The sequence below is a fragment of the Streptomyces sp. NPDC001668 genome (assembly GCF_042893155.1).
In the GTDB taxonomy this organism is placed as follows: domain Bacteria; phylum Actinomycetota; class Actinomycetes; order Streptomycetales; family Streptomycetaceae; genus Streptomyces.
In genome coordinates this window covers 1-19,296 of the sequence record NZ_JBIAUQ010000008.1, presented here as the reverse complement: position 1 = coordinate 19,296, position 19,296 = coordinate 1, and the positions used below count along the sequence as shown (strand labels likewise).

General features: G+C 72.6%; 16 protein-coding genes, 1 rRNA gene and 1 pseudogene. 5 read left to right on the top strand and 13 right to left on the bottom strand.

Going from position 1 to position 19,296, the window contains the following annotated elements:
- Positions 1-184: 184 nt before the first annotated feature.
- Both ACFYZ8_RS24285 and ACFYZ8_RS24280 read left to right on the top strand, forming a co-directional pair.
- Complete coding sequence (locus ACFYZ8_RS24285; RefSeq protein ID WP_359032040.1) at positions 185-1,987, top strand: glycoside hydrolase family 15 protein; 1,803 nt, start codon at positions 185-187, stop codon at positions 1,985-1,987.
- Between the two features lie 98 nt (positions 1,988-2,085).
- Positions 2,086-2,522: pseudogene (locus ACFYZ8_RS24280) on the top strand (FAD-binding protein); the annotation flags it as partial.
- A 4-nt stretch (positions 2,523-2,526) separates the two neighbouring features.
- Here ACFYZ8_RS24280 and ACFYZ8_RS24275 read toward each other — a convergent pair.
- Entirely contained in the window at positions 2,527-3,483 is a 957-nt protein-coding gene (locus ACFYZ8_RS24275; RefSeq protein ID WP_388536304.1) for an LLM class F420-dependent oxidoreductase, read from the bottom strand.
- A gap of 55 nt (positions 3,484-3,538) precedes the next feature.
- Between ACFYZ8_RS24275 and ACFYZ8_RS24270 the strand changes: the two genes are divergently transcribed.
- Positions 3,539-5,170 carry a PucR family transcriptional regulator gene (locus ACFYZ8_RS24270; RefSeq protein WP_388536305.1) on the top strand — a complete coding sequence of 544 codons (1,632 nt, stop codon included), beginning with the start codon at positions 3,539-3,541 and terminating at the stop codon, positions 5,168-5,170.
- Positions 5,171-5,173: 3 nt separating this feature from the next.
- On the opposite strand, the gene ACFYZ8_RS24265 is transcribed toward ACFYZ8_RS24270, so the two are convergent.
- From ACFYZ8_RS24265 to ACFYZ8_RS24240, 6 genes are all read right to left on the bottom strand, one after another.
- Positions 5,174-6,310, bottom strand: coding sequence for a glycosyltransferase family 4 protein (locus ACFYZ8_RS24265; protein ID WP_359031877.1), 1,137 nt, complete (start codon positions 6,308-6,310; stop codon positions 5,174-5,176).
- Between the two features lie 177 nt (positions 6,311-6,487).
- Positions 6,488-7,357, bottom strand: a complete 870-nt coding sequence (locus ACFYZ8_RS24260) for a hypothetical protein (protein ID WP_388536307.1) — start codon at positions 7,355-7,357, stop codon at positions 6,488-6,490.
- On the bottom strand, positions 7,354-9,072 hold the full coding sequence (gene recN / locus ACFYZ8_RS24255; protein ID WP_388536343.1) for a DNA repair protein RecN: 1,719 nt from the start codon (positions 9,070-9,072) through the stop codon (positions 7,354-7,356). Before recN ends, ACFYZ8_RS24260 begins: the two co-directional genes overlap by 4 nt.
- A gap of 161 nt (positions 9,073-9,233) precedes the next feature.
- Positions 9,234-10,139, bottom strand: a complete 906-nt coding sequence (locus ACFYZ8_RS24250) for an NAD kinase (protein ID WP_359031875.1) — start codon at positions 10,137-10,139, stop codon at positions 9,234-9,236.
- Entirely contained in the window at positions 10,136-10,951 is an 816-nt protein-coding gene (locus ACFYZ8_RS24245) for a TlyA family RNA methyltransferase (protein WP_356112908.1), read from the bottom strand. The genes ACFYZ8_RS24250 and ACFYZ8_RS24245 overlap by 4 nt, the downstream gene beginning before the upstream one ends.
- A 7-nt stretch (positions 10,952-10,958) precedes the next feature.
- Positions 10,959-11,261: a hypothetical protein gene (locus ACFYZ8_RS24240; protein ID WP_388536308.1), complete on the bottom strand. Its 303-nt coding sequence runs from the start codon at positions 11,259-11,261 to the stop codon at positions 10,959-10,961.
- 42 nt (positions 11,262-11,303) lie between these two features.
- On the opposite strand from ACFYZ8_RS24240, the gene ACFYZ8_RS24235 reads away from it, so the two are divergent.
- A complete protein-coding gene (locus ACFYZ8_RS24235; protein ID WP_359031873.1) occupies positions 11,304-11,651 on the top strand; it encodes an SCP2 sterol-binding domain-containing protein in 348 nt (115 codons plus the stop codon).
- Here ACFYZ8_RS24235 and ACFYZ8_RS24230 read toward each other — a convergent pair.
- From ACFYZ8_RS24230 to ACFYZ8_RS24215, 4 genes are all read right to left on the bottom strand, one after another.
- Positions 11,635-12,528, bottom strand: coding sequence for an ABC transporter ATP-binding protein (locus ACFYZ8_RS24230; protein WP_359031872.1), 894 nt, complete (start codon positions 12,526-12,528; stop codon positions 11,635-11,637). The two genes, ACFYZ8_RS24235 and ACFYZ8_RS24230, sit on opposite strands and share 17 nt — an antisense overlap.
- Positions 12,525-13,562, bottom strand: coding sequence for a FecCD family ABC transporter permease (locus tag ACFYZ8_RS24225; protein WP_388536309.1), 1,038 nt, complete (start codon positions 13,560-13,562; stop codon positions 12,525-12,527). Before ACFYZ8_RS24225 ends, ACFYZ8_RS24230 begins: the two co-directional genes overlap by 4 nt.
- On the bottom strand, positions 13,559-14,602 hold the full coding sequence (locus ACFYZ8_RS24220) for a FecCD family ABC transporter permease (protein ID WP_388536311.1): 1,044 nt from the start codon (positions 14,600-14,602) through the stop codon (positions 13,559-13,561). The genes ACFYZ8_RS24225 and ACFYZ8_RS24220 overlap by 4 nt, the downstream gene beginning before the upstream one ends.
- A gap of 89 nt (positions 14,603-14,691) precedes the next feature.
- On the bottom strand, positions 14,692-15,720 hold the full coding sequence (locus ACFYZ8_RS24215; RefSeq protein ID WP_388536312.1) for an HAD-IIA family hydrolase: 1,029 nt from the start codon (positions 15,718-15,720) through the stop codon (positions 14,692-14,694).
- A 72-nt stretch (positions 15,721-15,792) separates the two neighbouring features.
- Here ACFYZ8_RS24215 and ACFYZ8_RS24210 point away from each other — a divergent pair, with 72 nt between their 5' ends.
- Positions 15,793-17,085 (top strand): DUF1015 domain-containing protein, encoded by a 1,293-nt coding sequence (locus tag ACFYZ8_RS24210; RefSeq protein ID WP_388536314.1) that lies wholly within the window; start codon positions 15,793-15,795, stop codon positions 17,083-17,085.
- 53 nt (positions 17,086-17,138) lie between these two features.
- On the opposite strand, the gene ACFYZ8_RS24205 is transcribed toward ACFYZ8_RS24210, so the two are convergent.
- Positions 17,139-17,948, bottom strand: coding sequence for a hypothetical protein (locus tag ACFYZ8_RS24205; protein WP_388536345.1), 810 nt, complete (start codon positions 17,946-17,948; stop codon positions 17,139-17,141).
- A gap of 1,253 nt (positions 17,949-19,201) precedes the next feature.
- Positions 19,202-19,296, bottom strand: a 5S ribosomal RNA gene (gene rrf, locus ACFYZ8_RS24200); the annotation flags it as partial.

The following is a 19,296-nucleotide window of genomic DNA, read 5'->3' as shown; positions in this document are numbered from 1 at the left end:
CGTAGGCCCCGGAACAACGAGAGCTCGTCAGTTCGTTGAGCAACAGTTGTCGTTTTGCCTCACAGCAGCAGGACTGTTTTGCTTCACCGCTCAACGACGCTTTACAACGACCCCCTTGACCGCACCAAGCGACAGCCCCCTTTTTCCCTGAGGGGGTGACGTGGCCGTTCGACTGGAGTTGCACGTGGCCGGGCGCATCGAAGACTACGCACTCATCGGAGACATGCAGACCGCAGCCCTGGTCTGCCGGGACGGCACGGTGGACTGGCTGTGCCTGCCCCGCTTCGACTCGCATGCCATCTTCGCCGGCCTGCTGGGCACCGAGGAGCACGGTTTCTGGCGCCTGGGCCCCGCCCACGCGGCCGACGCCGAGCCCCCCACCGCGGCCCGGCGCACCTACCGCGGCGACTCCCTGATCCTGGAATCGGAGTGGGACACCTCACGCGGCACGGTCCGGGTGACCGATTTCATGCCCCCGCGTGACGGCGCCCCGCAGCTGATCCGGATCGTGGAGGGCGTCTCGGGCCGCGTGCCCATGCGCTCGGCCCTCCGGATGCGTTTCTCGTACGGCCGGGTCGTCCCGTGGGTCCACAAGCACGAGGGGCGCACGGTCGCCGTGGCGGGCCCGGACTCGGTGTGGTTCGACACCGACTGCGAGACGTACGGCAAGTCCCTGACGACGTACTCGGACTTCACGGTCGCCCCGGGTGACCGGATCGCCTTCACCATCTCCTGGGAGCCCTCGCACAAGCAGCCGCCCCCGCTGCCGGAGCCCGAGCAGTCGCTGGAGGCCACCGAGGACTTCTGGCGCGAGTGGGTCGAGCACTGCACGTACCACGGCCCCTACCGCGAGGCGGTGATCCGCTCGCTGATCACCCTCAAGGCGCTGACGTACGCCCCCACCGGCGGCATCGTGGCGGCCCCGACGACCTCGCTGCCCGAGGACATCGGCGGCGTCCGCAACTGGGACTACCGCTACACCTGGCTGCGTGACGCGGCCATCACCCTGTCCTCGCTGCTGCGCACCGGTTACCGCGAGGAGGCCCGCGCCTGGCGCGAGTGGCTGCTCAGAGCGGTCGCGGGCGACCCCGAGAACCTGCAGATCATGTACGGCATCGCGGGCGAACGGGAGTTGGGCGAGGCCGAGCTGGACTGGCTGCCCGGCTACGAGAACTCCGCCCCGGTCCGGGTCGGCAACGGCGCCGCGCACCAGCTCCAGCTCGACGTGTACGGCGAGGTCACCGAGGCCCTGCACCTGGCCCACATGACGGGCCTGTCCCGCAACGACTACGCCTCCCTGCTCCAGCTCAAGCTGATCCGCTACCTGGAGGACCACTGGGACGAGCCGGACGAGGGCATCTGGGAGGTGCGCGGCCCGCGCCGCCACTTCGTGCACTCCAAGGTGATGGCCTGGGTCGCCGTGGACCGCACCATCAAGCTCATCGAGTCCGGTGACGCGGACGGCCCGCTGGAGAAGTGGCGCGAACTGCGCGACGACATCCACCGGGACGTGTGCGAGAAGGGCTACGACAAGGAGCGCAACACCTTCACGCAGTCCTACGGCTCGAAGGAGCTGGACGCCTCCCTGCTGCTGATCCCGCAGATGGGCTTCCTGCCGCCGGACGACAAGCGCGTGATCGGCACCATCGAGGCGATCCAGCGCGAGCTGTCCACCCCGGACGGCTTCATCCTGCGCTACCCGACCTCCAGCGGTGAGGAGAACGTCGACGGCCTCCCCGGCGACGAAGGGGCCTTCCTGGCCTGCTCGTTCTGGATGGCGGACGACCTCGCGATGATCGGCCGGGTTGACGAGGCGAGGAAGCTCTTCGAGAAGCTCCTCTCGCTCCGCAACGACCTCGGTCTGCTCGCCGAGGAGTGGGACCCGCGCCTCAAGCGCCAGGTCGGGAACTTCCCGCAGGCCTTCAGCCACGTCCCGCTCATCGACACCGCCCTGCGTCTGACGGCGTCCGGGGCGTACGGAGGCTGAGTCCTACCGGTTGGTGACGACCGGCGGCGGAACAGGACCTGAGCGCCACGCCCGCCCAGGCTGGGATCCCACAGCCCCTGCACGGAAGGGGGCGACCCATGGCATCCCCGTCGGAGGCGGGCGCGGCACTCTCCGCGCCGCGCGAGGATCTGGCCGGCGACGTGTTCGCCCCGACGATCCGGGCAGACCTGCCGATCGCGGTGCGCGGCGGCGGGCACTGCGTGGCGGGCATGGCGCTGAACGACGGCGGAGTGGTCGTCGACCTGCGTCACATGCGCGCGGTCACCGTGGATCCGGACGCCCGGGCGGTACGCGTCGCGGGCGGCGCCACGATGAGCGACCTGGACCGCACCTGCGAGCCGTACGGCCCCGCCACGACCGGGGTGGGCGGCTTCGTCCTGGGCGGCGGCAGCGGCTGGCTATGACGCTCGTGCGGGCCGGCCGTGGACAACCTCCTCGGCGCCGAGCTGGTCACCGCCGACGGTACCCCGAGCTGTTCTGGGGTCTGCACGGCGGCGGCGGGAACTTCGGCGTCAACATCAGGCCGGCCTGAGCGCGGTCAGCGTCCGTTCGCCGCCCGGGTCCCCGGCCGTGGCCGGCACCAGGGCGATCTCGTCGAGACCGGCGTCGGCGTACTCGCCGATCCGCGCCCGTACGGCGTCCAGGTCGCCCACCAGCCCGACCGTGCCGGCGGCCGCCGCGGGCAGGGCGCGCACCAGGGCCTCCCGGTCCGCCCCGCTCGCGGCGAGGTGCACCGCCTCCTCGAACCCCGCCTCGGTGAACACCTCGCGGTAGCCGGGCACGGTCAGGTATCCGGCGATGCTGCCCAGCACCTGCGCGAGCGACCGCGGGTCGGGGTCGACGGCGGCCGGCAGCCAGGCGGCGAGCGCGGGCGGCGTACGGCCCGCCTTCCGGGCCGCCCCGTCCAGCTCCGCGCGGAGCGCCCGCACCTGGTCCGGGGAGACCACGTCCAGCAGCATGCGGTCGGCGTGCGCGGCGGCCGTGGCGATCGCGCGCGGCCCGAACGCGGCCACCGTGAGGGGCCCGCCGGGCGGCGGCAGACGCCGGCGGAAGGCGCTGCCGGGCACGACCGGTTCGCCCGGGGAAGCGTGCAGGAGCCGTCGTAGAGCAGCCGCCTGCTCCTCCAGTACGGCGGCGGGCCGCACCCGGGGCCGGTCGTGCACGCCCTCCACCACCCGCTTGCTGGACGTGCCGAGGGCCACCCCGACCCGGCGGCCGACAAGGGCCGCGACCGACGCGGCGCCCCGGGCCGTGGTGTACGCGTCGCGCACGTTCACCGGGACCGGCCCCGCCGCCAGCGCGACCCGCTCAGTGGCCCGCCCTATCGCGGTGGCGAGGACGAAGGCGTCCCACGTCGGGCCCTCCCCCGCCCACACCTCCCGGTACCCGAGCCGGTCGGCGGCCACCGCCACCCGTACCGGCTCCTCGACGGGGCTGTCGTCCTCCCTGGCCACGGCCACCACGCTGACGTCCATGTCCCGGCCGTTACCCCGGCACGGCACCGGGCACGCCTCGGGTAGCGTCCGGCTCATGGACAGCGCTACGAACAGCGGTTTCGACACCCAGGGCGCCGGGATCACCGTGCAGCGCGCGCTGGAGCTGCCCGGTCTGCGCAGCGGGCTCCCGGAGATCCTGGCGGGCGCGGACCGGCTGCACCGGACCGTGCGCTGGGTGCACGCGGGCGAGGTGCCGCACATCGCCTCCCTGCTGAAGGGCGGGGAGCTGCTGCTGACCACCGGCTACGGGCTCGGCACCCGCCCGGCCGAACAGCGCGCGTTCGTGCGCACCCTGGCCGAGCGCGGGATCGCGGCCCTGGTCGTCGAGCTCGGCCCGCGCTTCACCCGCCTCCCCGCGGCCCTCGTGGACACGGCCCGCGCGACCGGCCTCCCGCTGGTCCAGCTGCACCGCGAGGTGGCGTTCGTGGCGGTCACCGAGGAGATCCACACCGAGATCGTCAACGGCCACTACGCGCTGCTCCAACGGGCCGAGGAGGTGCACCGACGCTGCACCGAGGCCCTGCTGGGCGGCGGCGGGGTCCCGCAGGTCCTCGGCATCCTGGCCGACTTCGGCGGCAACCCGGTCTTCCTGGAGACCACGGACGGCCGTCTCCTGTACGCCGCCGGGGAGGGCCCCGAGGGCGCCGACCCGCTCCAGGTGTGGGAGGGGCTGCGCGGCCAGCACAAGGACACCCCGCCGTCCGGCTCGGTCCTCGTGGACGTCCCCGGGGGCGGGCCGGGCGCGGGTTCGGTACGGGCGCGGCTGGTCCTGCTTCCCGTACGGGCCCCGCTCGCGCCCGTGCACCGGATGGCGGCCGAACGCGCGGCGGGCATCCTGGCCGTCGTCCTGATGCAGGCCCGCCAGGAGGAGGAGCTCGCGGCACGTGGCCGCGGCGACTTCCTCACCGACCTCGCCGAGGGTCGCATCACCGCCGGCGACGCCCCCGCACAGGCGCGCGTGCTGGGCTTCCGGCCGGGCACCGGCCCGCTGCTGCCCGTGGTGATGCACCTCGGCTCCTCGGGCGGCGGCTGGGCGGTGCTCGCCCGTGCGGTCTCCGAGGAGCTGGCCTCGGTCGGCGTGCCCGTCCTGCTCGGCGTACGGCCCGTCGAGGGCCGTGTGCTCGTCCTGCTCGGGCTGCGCGCGGAGTCGGAGCGGGCGGCGGTCGCGGACCGGGTCGCGGCGGCCCTGCGGGCGGGCGTGGAGCGGGCCGGGATGCAACGCCCGGGCGCCCAGCCGCCGGTGGTGGTCGTCGCGGTCGCCGGCGGCTGGGCGGCCGCCTCGGCGGGCCTGCGGCACGCGGCGGAGACGGCGACGGCGGCGCAGGGCCTGTCGGACCGCCCCTGGTACGACGCCCGCCGCCTCGACATCGACCTGCTGCTGTGGCGGCTGCGCGACCACCCGGACCTCGCCGCGTTCGTGGACCGCGCCATCGGCCCGCTGCGCGCCCACGACAACCGCTCCAAGCCGCCCCTGCTGCCGACCCTGGAGACCTACCTGGCGCACGCGGGCCGCAAGGCGGAGACGGCGCGCGAACTCCACCTCAACCGGCAGACCCTCTACAACCGCCTCGCCCGCATCGGCGAGTTGCTGGGCACCGACCTCGACGACCCGCAGACGGTACTGGCGTTGAGCCTGGCCCTGCGCGCACGCAGACACGTGCCGTAGCTGTCAGATGAGGGGCCGGGGCTGGGTCAACTCGTCATAGACGCTGAGCACTTGCGCCACGGTCTCGTCCTCCGTGGGCCAAGTGGCCGCCTGCCGCACACCCCGCTCCCTCAGCAGCTCCTGCCGCTCGGGATCACCGAGCAGCCTTACGACGGCTTCGGCGAGGGCCTCCGGGTCGCCGTACGGGACGAGTTCGGCCGCGTCGCCGACGAGTTCGGGGACGCCGCCGACCTCGGTCGCGACGAGCGGCACACGCGCGTGGAGGGCTTCCTGGGCGAGCACCGAGCGCGCCTCCCAACGGCTGGGCAGGAGCGCGAGATCGGCGGCGGCGAGCAGTTCGGGGAGGTCGTCACGCCGCCCGAGCAGGCGAACGGGCAGCCCTTCCTCCTCGATACGGCTCTGCAGGACCGCCCGCAGCGGTCCCTCCCCCGCGACGACGACCAGCGGCACGGGGTCGAGGAGACGCCACGCGCGAGTGGCGTCCAGCAGCGTCTCGTAGCCCTTGTGCCGCTCCAGGGCGCCGACCGCCATCAGCAACGGGCGCCCGGTGGCGCCGAGTTCGGCCCGCACCTTGGGCCGCATCCGGTCGGGATCGTCCTGCTCGACGACCCCGCGCGGCCCGGGCAGGGCCACGGCGGCGAGGCGGGCGTCCCGGGCACCGGTCCTGCGCGCGCGGTCCACGAGTGCCGAGGTCGACCCGAGCACCACCGAAGCGGCCTTGACAACCCGGCGTTCCAGAAGGCGCACGAAATGAGCCCGCGCGCCCTCGGCGTACGCCCGGTCGTGCCAGGTCACGACCAGCGGTGTGCGCCGCCCGCTGAGCGCCAGCACCGCGCGGAACGAGGCGTGCAGCCCGTGCGCGTGGACCAGGTCGGCGTCCGCACACGCGGCCCGCAGCACGGCCACGGAGGTGGGATCACTGCTGCGCGGCACGTGCACGTGTTCGGCGCCGGCCCCGGAGAAGTCGTAGGCGCGATCCGCCTCGGCGGGGGCGCACACCGTGACCCGCACGCCCCTCGCGACAAGCCCCGAGGTCAGGGAGCGCACATGCGCGCTGCTGCCGGCATTGCCTCCGCCCAGCACCTGCACGGTGCGCAGCGGCGACTGGCCGTGCGGTGAGTGGCTGCTCACGGGGGTCACGTGGCCGGGGCTCCTGCTTCGGGTCGGACGGTCACGAGGAAACGTACAGAAGGTATCGAGCGGAGGGGTGTACCGCGCGCTTCCTACGCGTGATGGGTTCTCTGCCAAGGATGCCAGCACGCACGGGTGTTCCGCGCATGCGGAGAACGGGGGAACGGCGTGCGCGGCGAGTCGGGGTCACTCACAAGAGTGACGTGACCCTTCTTCCGGCCTGGCGGTGCCCGACCTGAAGGGGCGCGGGGCTGTGCCGTATGTGCGGCTACCGCCGCGTGGGCGCGAGAAGCCCCACCGGCCCGCGGCCGACATACGACTCACCTGGTCCCCGCAGACAGCCGCAGCCACCACCGCGGCCGCGTGCGCGAGGAGCCCGGCCCTCCCGTTCCCTTCGACGACAGCGGCTCCCAGCGCCGCCCCCACCGCATGCGCCCCCACGTCCCCGATCATCACGCGCTCGGAGAAGTCATCCGGCAACACGGCTGCCGCCGCACCCACAGCCACCGCGGCCAACTCCGACCGCACCATCCCCGGCACCCCGAGCGCGACCACCGCACCGGCCGCCCGACCGGGCCGTACGTCCACGAGGTTGACGACATGCGCGGCCCCGGCGATGACGACACCCGCCAGCACCCTGTCGACGGCCCGCTCCTTCATCAGCGCGCCCGCGACCAGCCCAGCGGCCGAGATCCCGAACAACTTGACGGCACCGCTGGTGACTTCACCCTCCCGCAGCGCCGCCATATGCGCCCGGAACCCCCGCCGATGGTCCCCCGCGAGGTCGTCGTACGCCCCGCAGAGCCCGGCGACGGCGACGGCCACCCCCGCGGCGGGCCGGACCCGCCAAGCCCCGGCCGAAGCGGCCAGCGCACACGCGGGCCCGGCGTACAACTCGACCGTCCGCCCGGCGTAGTTCGTCCGCTCCCACCGCTCCCGGCCGCCCGGCGCCTCGGCGCGAAGGACGGCTGTACCGGCGCGTGTCAGGGCCGCTGTGAGCCCCAGCGACACGGCGAGCCCGAGCGATGCGGCGAGCCCCGGGGACGCACCCCTCACGCGTCCGCCCGAGCCGTCGCCAGCAACTCCTCCGCGTGCGCCCGGGCCGTCTCCGAGTCCTCCTGCCCGGCGAGCATCCGGGACAGCTCCCGCACCCGGTCCTCGCCCTCCAGCACCTTCACACCGGACCGGGTGACGGACCCGTCGTTCGTCTTCTCGACCAGCAACTGCCGGTCCGCGAACGCCGCGACCTGCGGCAGGTGCGTCACCACGACGACCTGCGCGGTCTTCGCGAGCCGCGCGAGGCGCCGCCCGATCTCGACCGCCGCCTTGCCGCCGACGCCGGCGTCGACCTCGTCGAAGAGGTACGTCGGCACGGGGTCGGTCCCCGCGAACACGACCTCGACGGCCAGCATCACGCGCGAGAGCTCACCACCGGACGCACCCTTGGCGATGGGCCGCGCCGGGGCGCCCGGGTGCGGGGCGAGCAGCAGCTCGACCTCGTCGACACCGGCCGGGCCGTAGGCGACCGCGCGCCCGCCGACCTCCACGCCGTCCGGGTCCTCGGTCTGCCGGATGGCGAAGGACACGCGCGCGTGGGGCATCGCCAGCGAGGCCAGCTCTGCCGTCACCGCCGCCGCGAACCTCTCCGCGGCCTCGGTTCGCGCGTCCGACAAGGCCTGCGCCAACCCGCCCAGTTCGGCCCTGAGTGCGTCCCGCTCGGCGGTCAGCTCACCGATCCGCTCGTCGTCGCCGTCGAGCTGGGTGAGCCGCGCGGCGCTCTGCTCGGCCCACGTGAGCACGGCGGCCACGTCCTCGCCGTACTTGCGCGTCAGCGCGGTGAGCGCGGCCCGCCGCTCCTCGACGGCCGACAGCCGCAGCGGATCGGCGTCCAGGTCGTCGGCGTATCCCGCCAGCTCCCCGGCCACGTCGCCCAGCAGGATCCCGATCTCCCCGATCCGGTCGGCGAGCGCGGCCAGGGCGGGGTCGTACGACCGCACCGCCTCCAGAGCCCGCTGAGCGCCCGCCACGAGCGTCGCGGCGTCGATGCCCTCGGGATCCTCGGGGTTCCCGGCAAGGGCGGCGTGTGCGGCCGTAGCGGCGGATGCCAGGGCCTCGGCATGCCCGAGCCGCTCCGCCTCCTCCGCCAGCTCGACGTCCTCACCGGCCCGCGGCTCCACGCCGGCGATCTCGTCGAGCCCGTACCGGAGCATGTCGGCTTCCTGGGCCCGCTCACGCGCGCGCGTGACGATCTCGTCGAGCTCGGCGGAGACGGCCCGCAGCCGCCGGTAGGCCTCGGTGTACTTGGTCAGCGGCACGGCGACGGCGTCCCCCGCGTACCGGTCGAGCGCCTGCCGCTGCCTGTTCAGCTTGAGCAGCCCCTGCTGATCGGTCTGCCCGTGGACGGCGACCAGCTCGTCGGCGAGCTCGGCGAGCACCCCCACGGGCACCGACCGCCCGCCCAGATGCGCCCGGGAGCGCCCTTCGGCGGAAACGGTACGGCTGATCAGCAACGCCCCGTCGTCGAGCTCGGCCCCGGCCTCCTCGGCGCGTACGACGACGGAGTCGCCCGGGGACACGGTGATGCGCCCCTCCACGACCGCCTTCTCGGCCCCGATCCGCACGAGCGCCGCGTCCGCCCGCCCACCGAGCAGCAGCCCCAGGCTGGTGACCACCATGGTCTTGCCCGCGCCCGTCTCACCCGTGACAGCGGTGAACCCGGGCGACAGCTCGACAACGGCGTCATCGATGACTCCGAGCGACCGTATCCGCATCTCTTCCAGCACGGTGAAGACCTTACGAGGTCGGGGCGGCCGAGTGCGAGGTGCCCTTGTCACCCGGGGGAGTGTCAGGCCTTCAGGGGCGCGGGGAACTGCGCGAGCAACCACAAACCACCCGCACCCGCCGACGCTCCGCAACCAGCCCCCACAGCTGGCTAGTGAGGCGCCCCCCGCCACCCGGAAACCGGCAACGCGAACTTCGCCACAAGCCGGTCTGTGAACGACGCATGGTGCAGCCGAGCCAACCGCACCGGCACAGCCCCCCTCCGCACCTCCACCCGCGCCCCCGGCGGCAACTCAAAGGTCCGCCGCCCGTCACACCACAACACCCCCGGCGGGATATGCGGCAACAACTCCACCGCCAGCACAGAGTTCGGCGAGGTCACCAACGGCTTCGCGAACAGCGCATGCGCGGAGATGGGCACCATCAACAGCGCCTCCACCTCGGGCCACACCACAGGCCCGCCCGCGGAGAACGCGTACGCCGTCGACCCGGTGGGCGTGGACAGCACGATCCCGTCACACCCGAACCCCGTGACCGGCCGTCCGTCGATCTCCAGTACGACCTCGAGGAGCTTCTCCGCGCCCGCCTTCTGCACAGCCGCTTCGTTCAGCGCCCAGTCGGTGTGGACGATGTCCCCGTTCCGGTGAACGACGACATCGACCGTCATCCGCTCCTCGACCTCGTACGACTTGGTCACCACCCGGTCGACGACCTTGTCGAGGTCGTCCCGCTCGGCCTCCGCGAGGAATCCGACACTGCCCAGGTTGACGCCGAGCATCGGCACCCCGGACGCCCGGGCGAACTCGGCGCCGCGCAGCAGCGTCCCGTCACCGCCGAGCACGATGAGCAGCTCGCACCCTTCGAGGCACTGCGGTGTCGCCTCCTTGACGAGCTCCACCTCGGGCGGCAGCGGCAGGTCGGCCGCCTCGTACTCCAGTACGCGCACGACGATGCCGGAGCTCAGGAGCCCCTTCACCACGAGCTCGGCACTGCGAATGGCCGCGGGCCGCCCGGTGTGGGCGAGCAGGAAAACAGTACGAGCTCGGTTCTGGCTCAACGGGGCCCCTCCGCCACTGCACGGTCGACGTCGGCCGGGTCCAGGGCGGGCGCCCCGGCACGCAGCCACAGAAAGTATTCGACATTGCCCGAGGGTCCGGGCAACGGGCTTGCCGTCACGCCTTTCACCCCGAGTCCGAGTTCCCCCGCCTTCTCGGCCACTCCCCGCACGGCCTCCGCCCGCAGCTGCGTGCTCCGTACGACTCCCCCGCTGCCCAGCCGTTCCTTCCCCACCTCGAACTGCGGTTTCACCATCATCACCAGATCGGCGTCCGGCTTCACGCACCGCACCAGGGCGGGCAGTACCAGTCCGAGCGGGATGAAGGACAGATCCCCCACGACAAGATCCACTGGTTCCCCATCGATCGCTTCGAGCGTCAACTCGCGTACGTTCGTACGGTCCTTGACGGTGACGCGTTCATCGCTCTGGAGAGACCACGCGAGTTGTCCGTAACCGACGTCGACGGCGACCACGTGCGCGACCCCCGCCCGCAGCAGCACATCGGTGAAACCGCCGGTGGAGGCCCCGGCGTCCAGCGCCCGCCGCCCCTCGACGGCCAGCCCCTGCGGCACGAACACCTGAAGGGCGCCCGCGAGCTTGTGCCCGCCGCGGGACACGTAGTCGGGATCGCTGTCGTCGCTCTGCACCACGATCGCGGCCGCGGTCTCCACCTGGGTGGCGGACTTGGTCGCGACGGTCTTGCCGACGGTGACCCGTCCGGCCGCGATCAGCTGCCCGGCATGCTCACGCGAGCGCGCCAGCTTCCGCCGGACCAGCTCCGCGTCCAGCCGACGGCGTGCGACTCCTGCCACGTTCGGTTCAGCTCCTAGTGCCATACGAGGGTGAGGGCGCCCTCTGGTCGTACGAGGGTGAGGGCGCCGGAGGTCCCGGGCGGGCGTCGAGCGCGGTGAGCGCGTCGCGCAGCCCCCGGTGTACATCCTCGTACACCTCGATGTGCCCGTCCGTGGCGAGGTGGTCGGCGTCGCCCAGCCGCTCCAGGTGGGCGTCGACCTCGGCGTTGCCGGTGGGGGTGCGGGGCACGGTGAGAGGCGCGGGGGCGGCCGGGTCGTACTCGGATCCGGCCACGGCCTCATGTGAAGGCTCTGGAACAGCGTCGCTCATGCCCAGACGCTACCCCGAACCGCTGGGGTACCGTCGATCGCGATGGCCACGACAGAGGAGTGCCGCGCCGCACTCGAGAAGCTCTCCGACAACATGCGCAACGCCGAGGGGGACGTCGCCGCGGCGGCGTCCATGGACCGCTCGGTGAGCTGCCGTATCACCGACCTCGACGTCACCTTCGTCGGCCGCATGACCGGCGGCCGGATCGTGGTGCACGACACCCTGCAAGGCCCTCCGAAGGAGAAGGCCCAGATCAGGCTGACCATGGCAGGCGACGACCTGGTGGCCCTGGTGAACGGCGAACTGAACTTCGCCAAGGCCTGGGGCTCGGGCCGGGTGAAGCTGGAGGCGGGCCTGCGCGACCTGCTCCAGCTCAGGAAGCTTCTGTAGCGCCCACCGTCTCGGTCTCGCCGCCGGCCTCCACGCGCGTGCGTGCCTTGCGCGCGGCCGGCACCACCAGCGGCGTCCCCGTCTCCGGGTCGTCGATGACCTGGCAGCGCAGCCCGAAGACCTCCTCGACCAGCTCGGCCGTGACGATGTCGTTCGGGGCGCCCTCGGCGATGATCCTCCCGCTCTTCAGCGCGATGAGATGCGTGGCGTACCGGGCCGCGTGGTTGAGGTCGTGCAGGACGGCGACCAGGGTGCGGCCCTGCTCCTCGTGCAGCTCGGCGCAGAGGTCGAGGACGTCGATCTGGTGCTGGATGTCGAGGTAGGTCGTGGGCTCGTCCAGGAGCAGCAGCGGGGTCTGCTGGGCGAGCGCCATCGCGATCCACACCCGCTGCCGCTGGCCGCCGGACAGCTCGTCGACGTACCGCTCGGCGAGTTCCGCGACCCCGGTCTGCCGCATGGACTCCTGGACGACCCGCTCGTCCTCGGTGGACCACTGGCGCAGGATGCCCTGGTGCGGGTAGCGGCCGCGGCCGACCAGGTCGGCGACGGTGATCCCGTCGGGCGCGATCGACGACTGCGGGAGCAGGCCGAGGGTCCGGGCGACCTTCTTCGCCGGCATCGACTGGATGACCTGCCCGTCGAGCAGCACCCTGCCCTGGCTGGGCTTGAGCATGCGCGAGAGGGCCCGCAGGAGGGTGGACTTGCCGCACGCGTTGGGGCCGACGATCACCGTGAAGGAGTGGTCGGGTATCTCCACCGACAACTGCTCGGCGATGACGCGCTGGTCGTAGGCGAGGGTGACGGCGTCGGCGGACAGTCGGTTCACGGTGCTCCTAGGGTTGTTCAGTCCGCTGGTGAGGGTCGTCTCGGCGCTCATATCCGGCCAGCCCTGCGCTCGGTGACCAGGAGCCACAGCAGATAGACCCCGCCGAGGACTCCGGTGACCACGCCGACGGGCAGCTGGTCGGCGCCGAAGACCTTCTGCGAGACCCAGTCGGCGGTGACCAGGAGGGTGGCGCCCATGCACAGGGACGGCAGCAGGTTGGGACCGGGCGAGCGGGTGAGGCGGCGGGCCAGCTGCGGGGCGGTGAGCGCGACGAAGCTGACCGGTCCGGCGGCCGCGGTGGCAGCGGCGGTGAGCAGGACGGCGGCGACCAGGAGCAGCAGCCGTACGCGCTCGACCCGCACACCCAGGGCGTTGGAGACGTCGTCGCCCATCTCCATCATCCTGAGGCCGCGCCCGTTGGCGAGCACGAGCGGGACGAGGACCGCGCACAGCCACAGCAGCGGCCACACCTGCGTCCAGTCCCGGCCGCTGAGGGAGCCGGTCATCCATACGACGGCCTGGGCGGCCTCGGTGAGCGTGGACCGGGTCAGCAGATAGCCGTTGACCGCGGTGACGATCGCGGAGACGCCGATGCCGACCAGGACGAGCCGGTACCCGTGCACCCCCTGTTTCCAGGCGAGCAGATAGATGGCGAGCCCGGTCACGAGTCCGCCCACGAGCGCTCCGAGGGTGATCTGGGTCGCGCTCCCGGAGAACAGCACGATCATGGTGAGCGCCCCGGCCGTGGCGCCCTGGCTGAGCCCGAGCACGTCCGGACTGCCCAGCGGGTTGCGGGAGATGGCCTGGAACAGCGCGCCCCCGAGCCCCAGCGAGGCACCGACCAGGAGCCCGACGAGGACCCGCGGCAGCCGCAGCTCGTTGACGATGAACTCCTGCCCCGCGTTGCCGTTGCCGAGCAGCGTCTTCAGCACGTCCCCGGCGGGGATCGGGAAGTCGCCGGTACCGATCAGCACCACGCTCGCGGTGAGCGCGGCGAGCAGGATCAGGGCGACGACGACGGTGGCCCGGACGTCCAGCCGGACGGAGAGCCCGCCGGGGGTCCTGATGGCACGGTTGGTCCTCACAGCTGGGCCGTCCTCCGCCGTCGTACGAGAAAGATGAAGACCGGCCCGCCGATGATCGCGGTGACGATGCCGACCTGGAGCTCCGCGGGCCTGGCCACGATCCGCCCGATCACGTCGGAGCCGAGCAGCAGCACGGGCGACAGGACGGTCGCGTACGGCAGGATCCAGCGCAGGTCGGGGCCGGTGAAGGAGCGCACGATGTGCGGCACCATCAGGCCGACGAAGACGATCGGTCCGCAGGCGGCGGTCGCGGCCCCGCACAGCACCGTCGCCGAGAGCATGGCCAGCGCCCGGGTGCGGTTGAGGTTGGCGCCGAGGGCCTTGGCGGTGTCGTCGCCCATCTCCATCGCGTTGAGCGGCCGGGCGAGCCCGAGGGCGAGAAGCGAGCCGGCCGCGAGGAACGGCAGCACCTGCATGATGGTCGAGTTGCTCGCCGAGGACAGCGAACCCACCGTCCAGAAGCGCATCTTGTTGAGCGCCTGGTCGTCGGTGATCATCACGGCCTGGAGATAGCCGTACAGCGCCGCGCTGATCGCCGTACCGGCCAGCGCGAGCCGCACCGGGGTGGCGCCCCGGCTGCCGCCGAGGAACCAGACCAGGGCACCCACCGTGGCGGCGCCGAGGAAGGCGAACCACACATAGCCGCTGAGCGAGGTGACGCCGAAGAAGGTGATCGCGGTGACCACCGCGGCGGACGCGCCCGCGTTGATGCCGAGCAGTCCCGGGTCGGCCAGCGGATTGCGGGTGAGCGCCTGGAGGACCGCCCCGGACAGGCCCAGCGCGGCGCCGGCGAGCAGCCCGAGGATCGTCCGCGACAACCGGTCGGCCACCACGACGTCGCCGTAGGTTCCCGTGTCGTGGAAGAGACCGTGCCAGACCTGCCCGACGGTCAGCCCCTTCGCACCGATCGCGATGCTCGCCACCGCGACGGCCAACAGGATCGCCACGGAGACGAGGAGCCCAAGAGCTCGTATCGCCCGGCGGGTTGGGGGCGCGGGGGCGGTCTCCGCGCGCTGTTCGGGAGGACTGTCGACCAACACGCAGTTAGGTTAGCCTACCCTGCCAACCAGCCAGGAAGCCGAGGACCGAATGTCCGCGGACACTCAGGACTCCCCTTGCGGCCGACGCCTCAGAGCCCCAGCCTGGCCAGCGCCTTCCCCCCATCCAGCTCGCACACACCTTCCCCGGCCGCCGTCCAGGCCGCCGCGCACAGCGCCCGCAGCCCGTCCAGGGCCTCGCCGTCACCGTCGAGTTCCAGCCGCTCCTTCCCGGCCTTCGCGGTCCACCCCCCGCACCGGAAGCCGTCTCCCGCCTCGGTGACCTCGGGCTGACCGGTGAGCATTCCCCGCAGATCCGCGTCCACATAGGTGGGCCGGTGCTGCGGCGGCGCGGCCAGCAACTGGGCGCCGTCGGTGACGCCGGTGAGCACGAGCAGCGAGTCCACCTGGCCGTTGAACGCGCCCTCGATGTCGGTGTCCAGCCGGTCCCCGACCACCAACGGCCGCTTCGCACCGGTCCGCAGGATCGTCTCCCGGTGCATGGGAGGCAACGGCTTGCCAGCGACCTGCGGCTCGGCACCGGTCGCTATCCGCACGACCTCCACCGCCGCGCCGTTGCCCGGCGCGATCCCGCGACCGCTCGGAATCGTCAGGTCGGTGTTGGACGCGAACCACGGCACCCCACGCGCGACGGCGTAACTGGCCTCGGCGAACCGCCCCCAGGGCAGATCCGGCCCACCGAAGCCCTGCACGACCGCAGCCGGATCGTCGTCCGCGGACTCCACGGGCTCGAGACCACGCTCCCGCAGCGCCACCCGCAGCCCTTCGCCCCCGATGACGAGCACCCGCGCCCCGGCCGGCACCTGCTCGCTGATCAGCCGGGCGACGGCCTGCGCGGAGGTGATGACGTCATCGGCCCCCGTCGGTATCCCCAGCTCGGTGAGGTGCTCGGCCACCGTGTCAGGCGTCCGCAGCGCGTTGTTGGTGACGTAGGCGAGGTGCATGCCCCCCTCACGCGCGGTGGCCAGCGACTCGACGGCGTGCGCGATCGCGCTCCCTCCCGCGTACACCACCCCGTCGAGGTCGAGCAGGGCGGTGTCGTACGCCTCGCTCAAGGCCTGCCCACTACCCTCGGGCCTCGTCCTCGCGCCCTGGCTCATTCCGCATCGCTCCTCGTTCGACGGCTTTCCCCCGATCATCCCCCATGGCACTGACACCCGTACGATGCCGGGATGAACACAGCAGGTCACCCGGAAGCAACGGCGCGCCGAGGCCTGGAACTCACCCCGTTCCGAGGTCTGCGCTACAACCCCGACCGGGTCGGCAGCCTGGCCGCCGTGACATCACCGCCGTACGACGTCGTGGTCCGCCCCGACGGCCTGCACCAGCTCCAGTCCAACGACCCGTACAACATCGTCCGGCTGATCCTCCCGCAGGCGACGACTCCGGCCGAACGCAACGAACAGGCGGCCCGCACCCTGCGCGGCTGGCTCTCCGAGGGCATCCTGGCCGCCGACCCCGAGCCCGGCCTGTACGTCTACGAACAGCACGACGGCGCCGGCCTGCTCCAGCGCGGACTCATCGGCACCCTGCGCCTGTCGGAGCCGTCAGAGGGTGTGGTCCTGCCCCACGAGGACGTCATGCCGCATGTGGTCGCCGACCGTGCGGCCCTGATGCGCGCCACCTCGGCGAACCTGGAGCCGCTGCTCCTCACCTACCGCGGCAACGGCTCACAGTCGATCACCACGACCGTGGTCGAACGCACGGCCGAGCAGCCCCCGCTCCTCGCCACCACCACCGAGGACGGCTACAGCCACCGCCTGTGGTCGATCACCGACCCGGCCGAAGTGGCCCGCATCCAGACCGACCTGGCCCAGCACCAGGCCCTCATCGCCGACGGCCACCACCGCTGGGCGACCTACCGCCGTCTACGCGCGGAGCACCCCTCCCCCAGCCCCTGGGACCACGGCCTGGTCCTCCTCGTCGACACGGCCCGCTACCCCTTGCGCGTCCGAGCCATCCACCGCCTCCTGCACGGCATCCCGGTGGCCCGTTCCCTGGCACTCCTCGAAGGCCTCTTCCGCGTACGACGCCTCGACGTGCCCTTGCCCGAGGCCCTGGACACCCTCGCCGACGCGGCCTGCGCGGGCAACGGCTTCCTCCTGGCCGGCGACGGCGCCTTCCACCTCGTGGACCGCCCGGACCGGGACCTCCTGTCGCGCACGATCCCCACGGACCGCCCCGCCGCCTGGCGCACCCTGGACGCCACGGTCCTGCACGCCACGCTCCTCGCCCACATCTGGCACGTCCCCGAGGACGACCCCGCCCGCATCGCCTACATCCACGACACTGCCGCCACGGTCGAGAAGGCCGAACGCGACGGCGGCACGGCTGTCCTGATGCACCCGGTCCGCGAGGAGGTCGTCCGCGACCTCGCCCGCCAGGGCGTCACGATGCCCCGCAAGTCGACGTCGTTCGGCCCGAAACCGGCGTCGGGCCTCGTCCTGCGCGCACTGGACGTATAACGCGACAAGGGGCGGGATCCCGGGATCCCGCCCCTTGCTACCGCTCGCGCGTGTCAGTCCTTGAGGCCATCGTCCTCGACGTCCTCGACGTCCTCGTCGTCCTCGACGCCCTCGCCTTTCGCGTCTTCTCCTTCTGCTACTTCTACGACTTCTACGACCTTCTCGGCGGCCTCGTCCTCGGCGTCGTCGAAGGCGTCGACGAACTCGACCCCGTCCAGCTCGGCGAGCCGGTCGGAGGCGTCCGTGCTGCCGTCCTTGTCGGACTCCACGGCCTTGGCGAACCACTCCCGTGCCTCGCCCTCCCGCCCGGCGGCGAGCAGTGCGTCGGCGTAGGCGTACCGCAGTCGAGCGGTCCACGGCTGCACGGAGTTGGAGGCCAGCTCGGGGCTCTGCAGCGTCACGATCGCCGCGTCCAGCTGCCCCATGTCACGCCGGGCACCGGCCGCGACGAGTCGCATCTCCACCTGCCCGGCCTTGTCGAGCTTGTGCACCTCGGGCGCCCCGGCCATGTCCAGCGCCTTCTCCGGCCGCCCGAGCCCACGCTCGCAGTCGGCCATGACGGGCCACAGCTCCACGTTCCCGGTCATCCGCCGCGCGGCCCGGAACTCGGCGAGCGCCTCGCTGTACTTCTGGCTGGCGTACGCCGCGAACCCGGCCGCCTCCCGTACGGCGGCGACACGCGAAGCCAGGCGCAGGGCCACCTTGGAGTAGCCGTAAGCGGCCTCGGGGTCCTCGTCGATGAGCCGGGCGACCATCACCAGGTTCTTGGCGACGTCCTCCGCGAGCCCCTTCGGCAGGCTCTGCAGCTCCTGCCGTACGTCCTTGTCGATCTCGTCGCCCGTGACGTCCTCGGGGATCGGCAGCCGCTTGATCGGCTCGCGGTCACGGTCCCGCTCGTCACGGAAACGCCCTCCACCCCGCCGGTCGTCGCCGCCGCGCCGGTCGTCCCGTCCACGGAACCCACCGGGCCGCCCACCGCGGTCATCCCTGCGGGGGCCACGGTCGTCGCGGCGGGGCGCGTAGCTGCTGCCGCGGTTGTCGTCACGCCGGAAGCCGCCACGGTCACCACCAGCACTGCGGTTGTCGTCGCGCCGGAAGCCACCGCGGTCGTCGCTGCGGCGGTCGTCACGGCGGTCATCGCGGCGGTCGTTGTCACGGCGGAAGCCACCACGGCTGTCACCACCGCGGTCGTCACGGCGGGGCGCGTAGCTGCTGCCGCGGTTGTCGTCCCGGCGGAAGCCGCCGCGGTTGTCGTCGCGGCGCTCTACGCGCTCGCCGCGGTCGTCACGGCGGAAGGCAGGCCGGTCGCCGTCGCGCCTGAACCCACGGTCACGGTCGTCCCGACGAGGCCCGGCCGGCCGGTCATCGCGACGGAACGGAGGACGAGCCCCGCGATCACCACCACGGCTGTCACCACCACGGTCATCACGGCGCGGCGCGTAGCTGCCGCCGCGGTTGTCGTCGCGCCGGAAGCCACCGCGGTCGTCGCTGCGGCGGTCGTCACGGCGGTCATCGCGGCGGTCGTTGTCACGGCGGAAGCCACCACGGTTGTCACCACCGCGGTCGTCACGGCGGGGCGCGTAGCCGCTGCCACGGTTGTCGTCCCGGCGGAAGCCGCCACGATTGTCGTCGCGGCGCTCTACGCGCTCGCCACGGTCCCCGCGCTCGCCGCGGTCGTCACGGCGGAAGGCGGGCCGGTCGCCGTCGCGCCTGAACCCACGGTCACGGTCGTCCCGACGAGGCCCGGCCGGCCGGTCATCGCGACGGAACGGAGGACGAGCCCCGCGATCACCACCACGGCTGTCACCACCACGGTCATCACGGCGCGGCGCGTAGCTGCTGCCCCGGTTGTCGTCGCGCCGGAAGCCACCCCGGTCACCACGGTCACCACCACCGCGATTGCCGCCACGGTCGTTCCCACCGCGGTCGTTGTCGCGGCGGAAGCCGCCGCGTTCGCCACGGTCACCACTGTCCCGTCGGCGCTGGTCGCGCTCCGGTCGGTCGTCGGGAGAGTTGGTGGACATGGTGACTCCTGTCTTCGGTACTGCAAGCATTCTAAAAACAAAAGGACCCCTGGTCCCAGCTGAACGCTGGGACCAGGGGTCCTCCAAAGATTGTTCGGCGGTGTCCTACTCTCCCACAGGGTCCCCCCTGCAGTACCATCGGCGCTGTAAGGCTTAGCTTCCGGGTTCGGAATGTAACCGGGCGTTT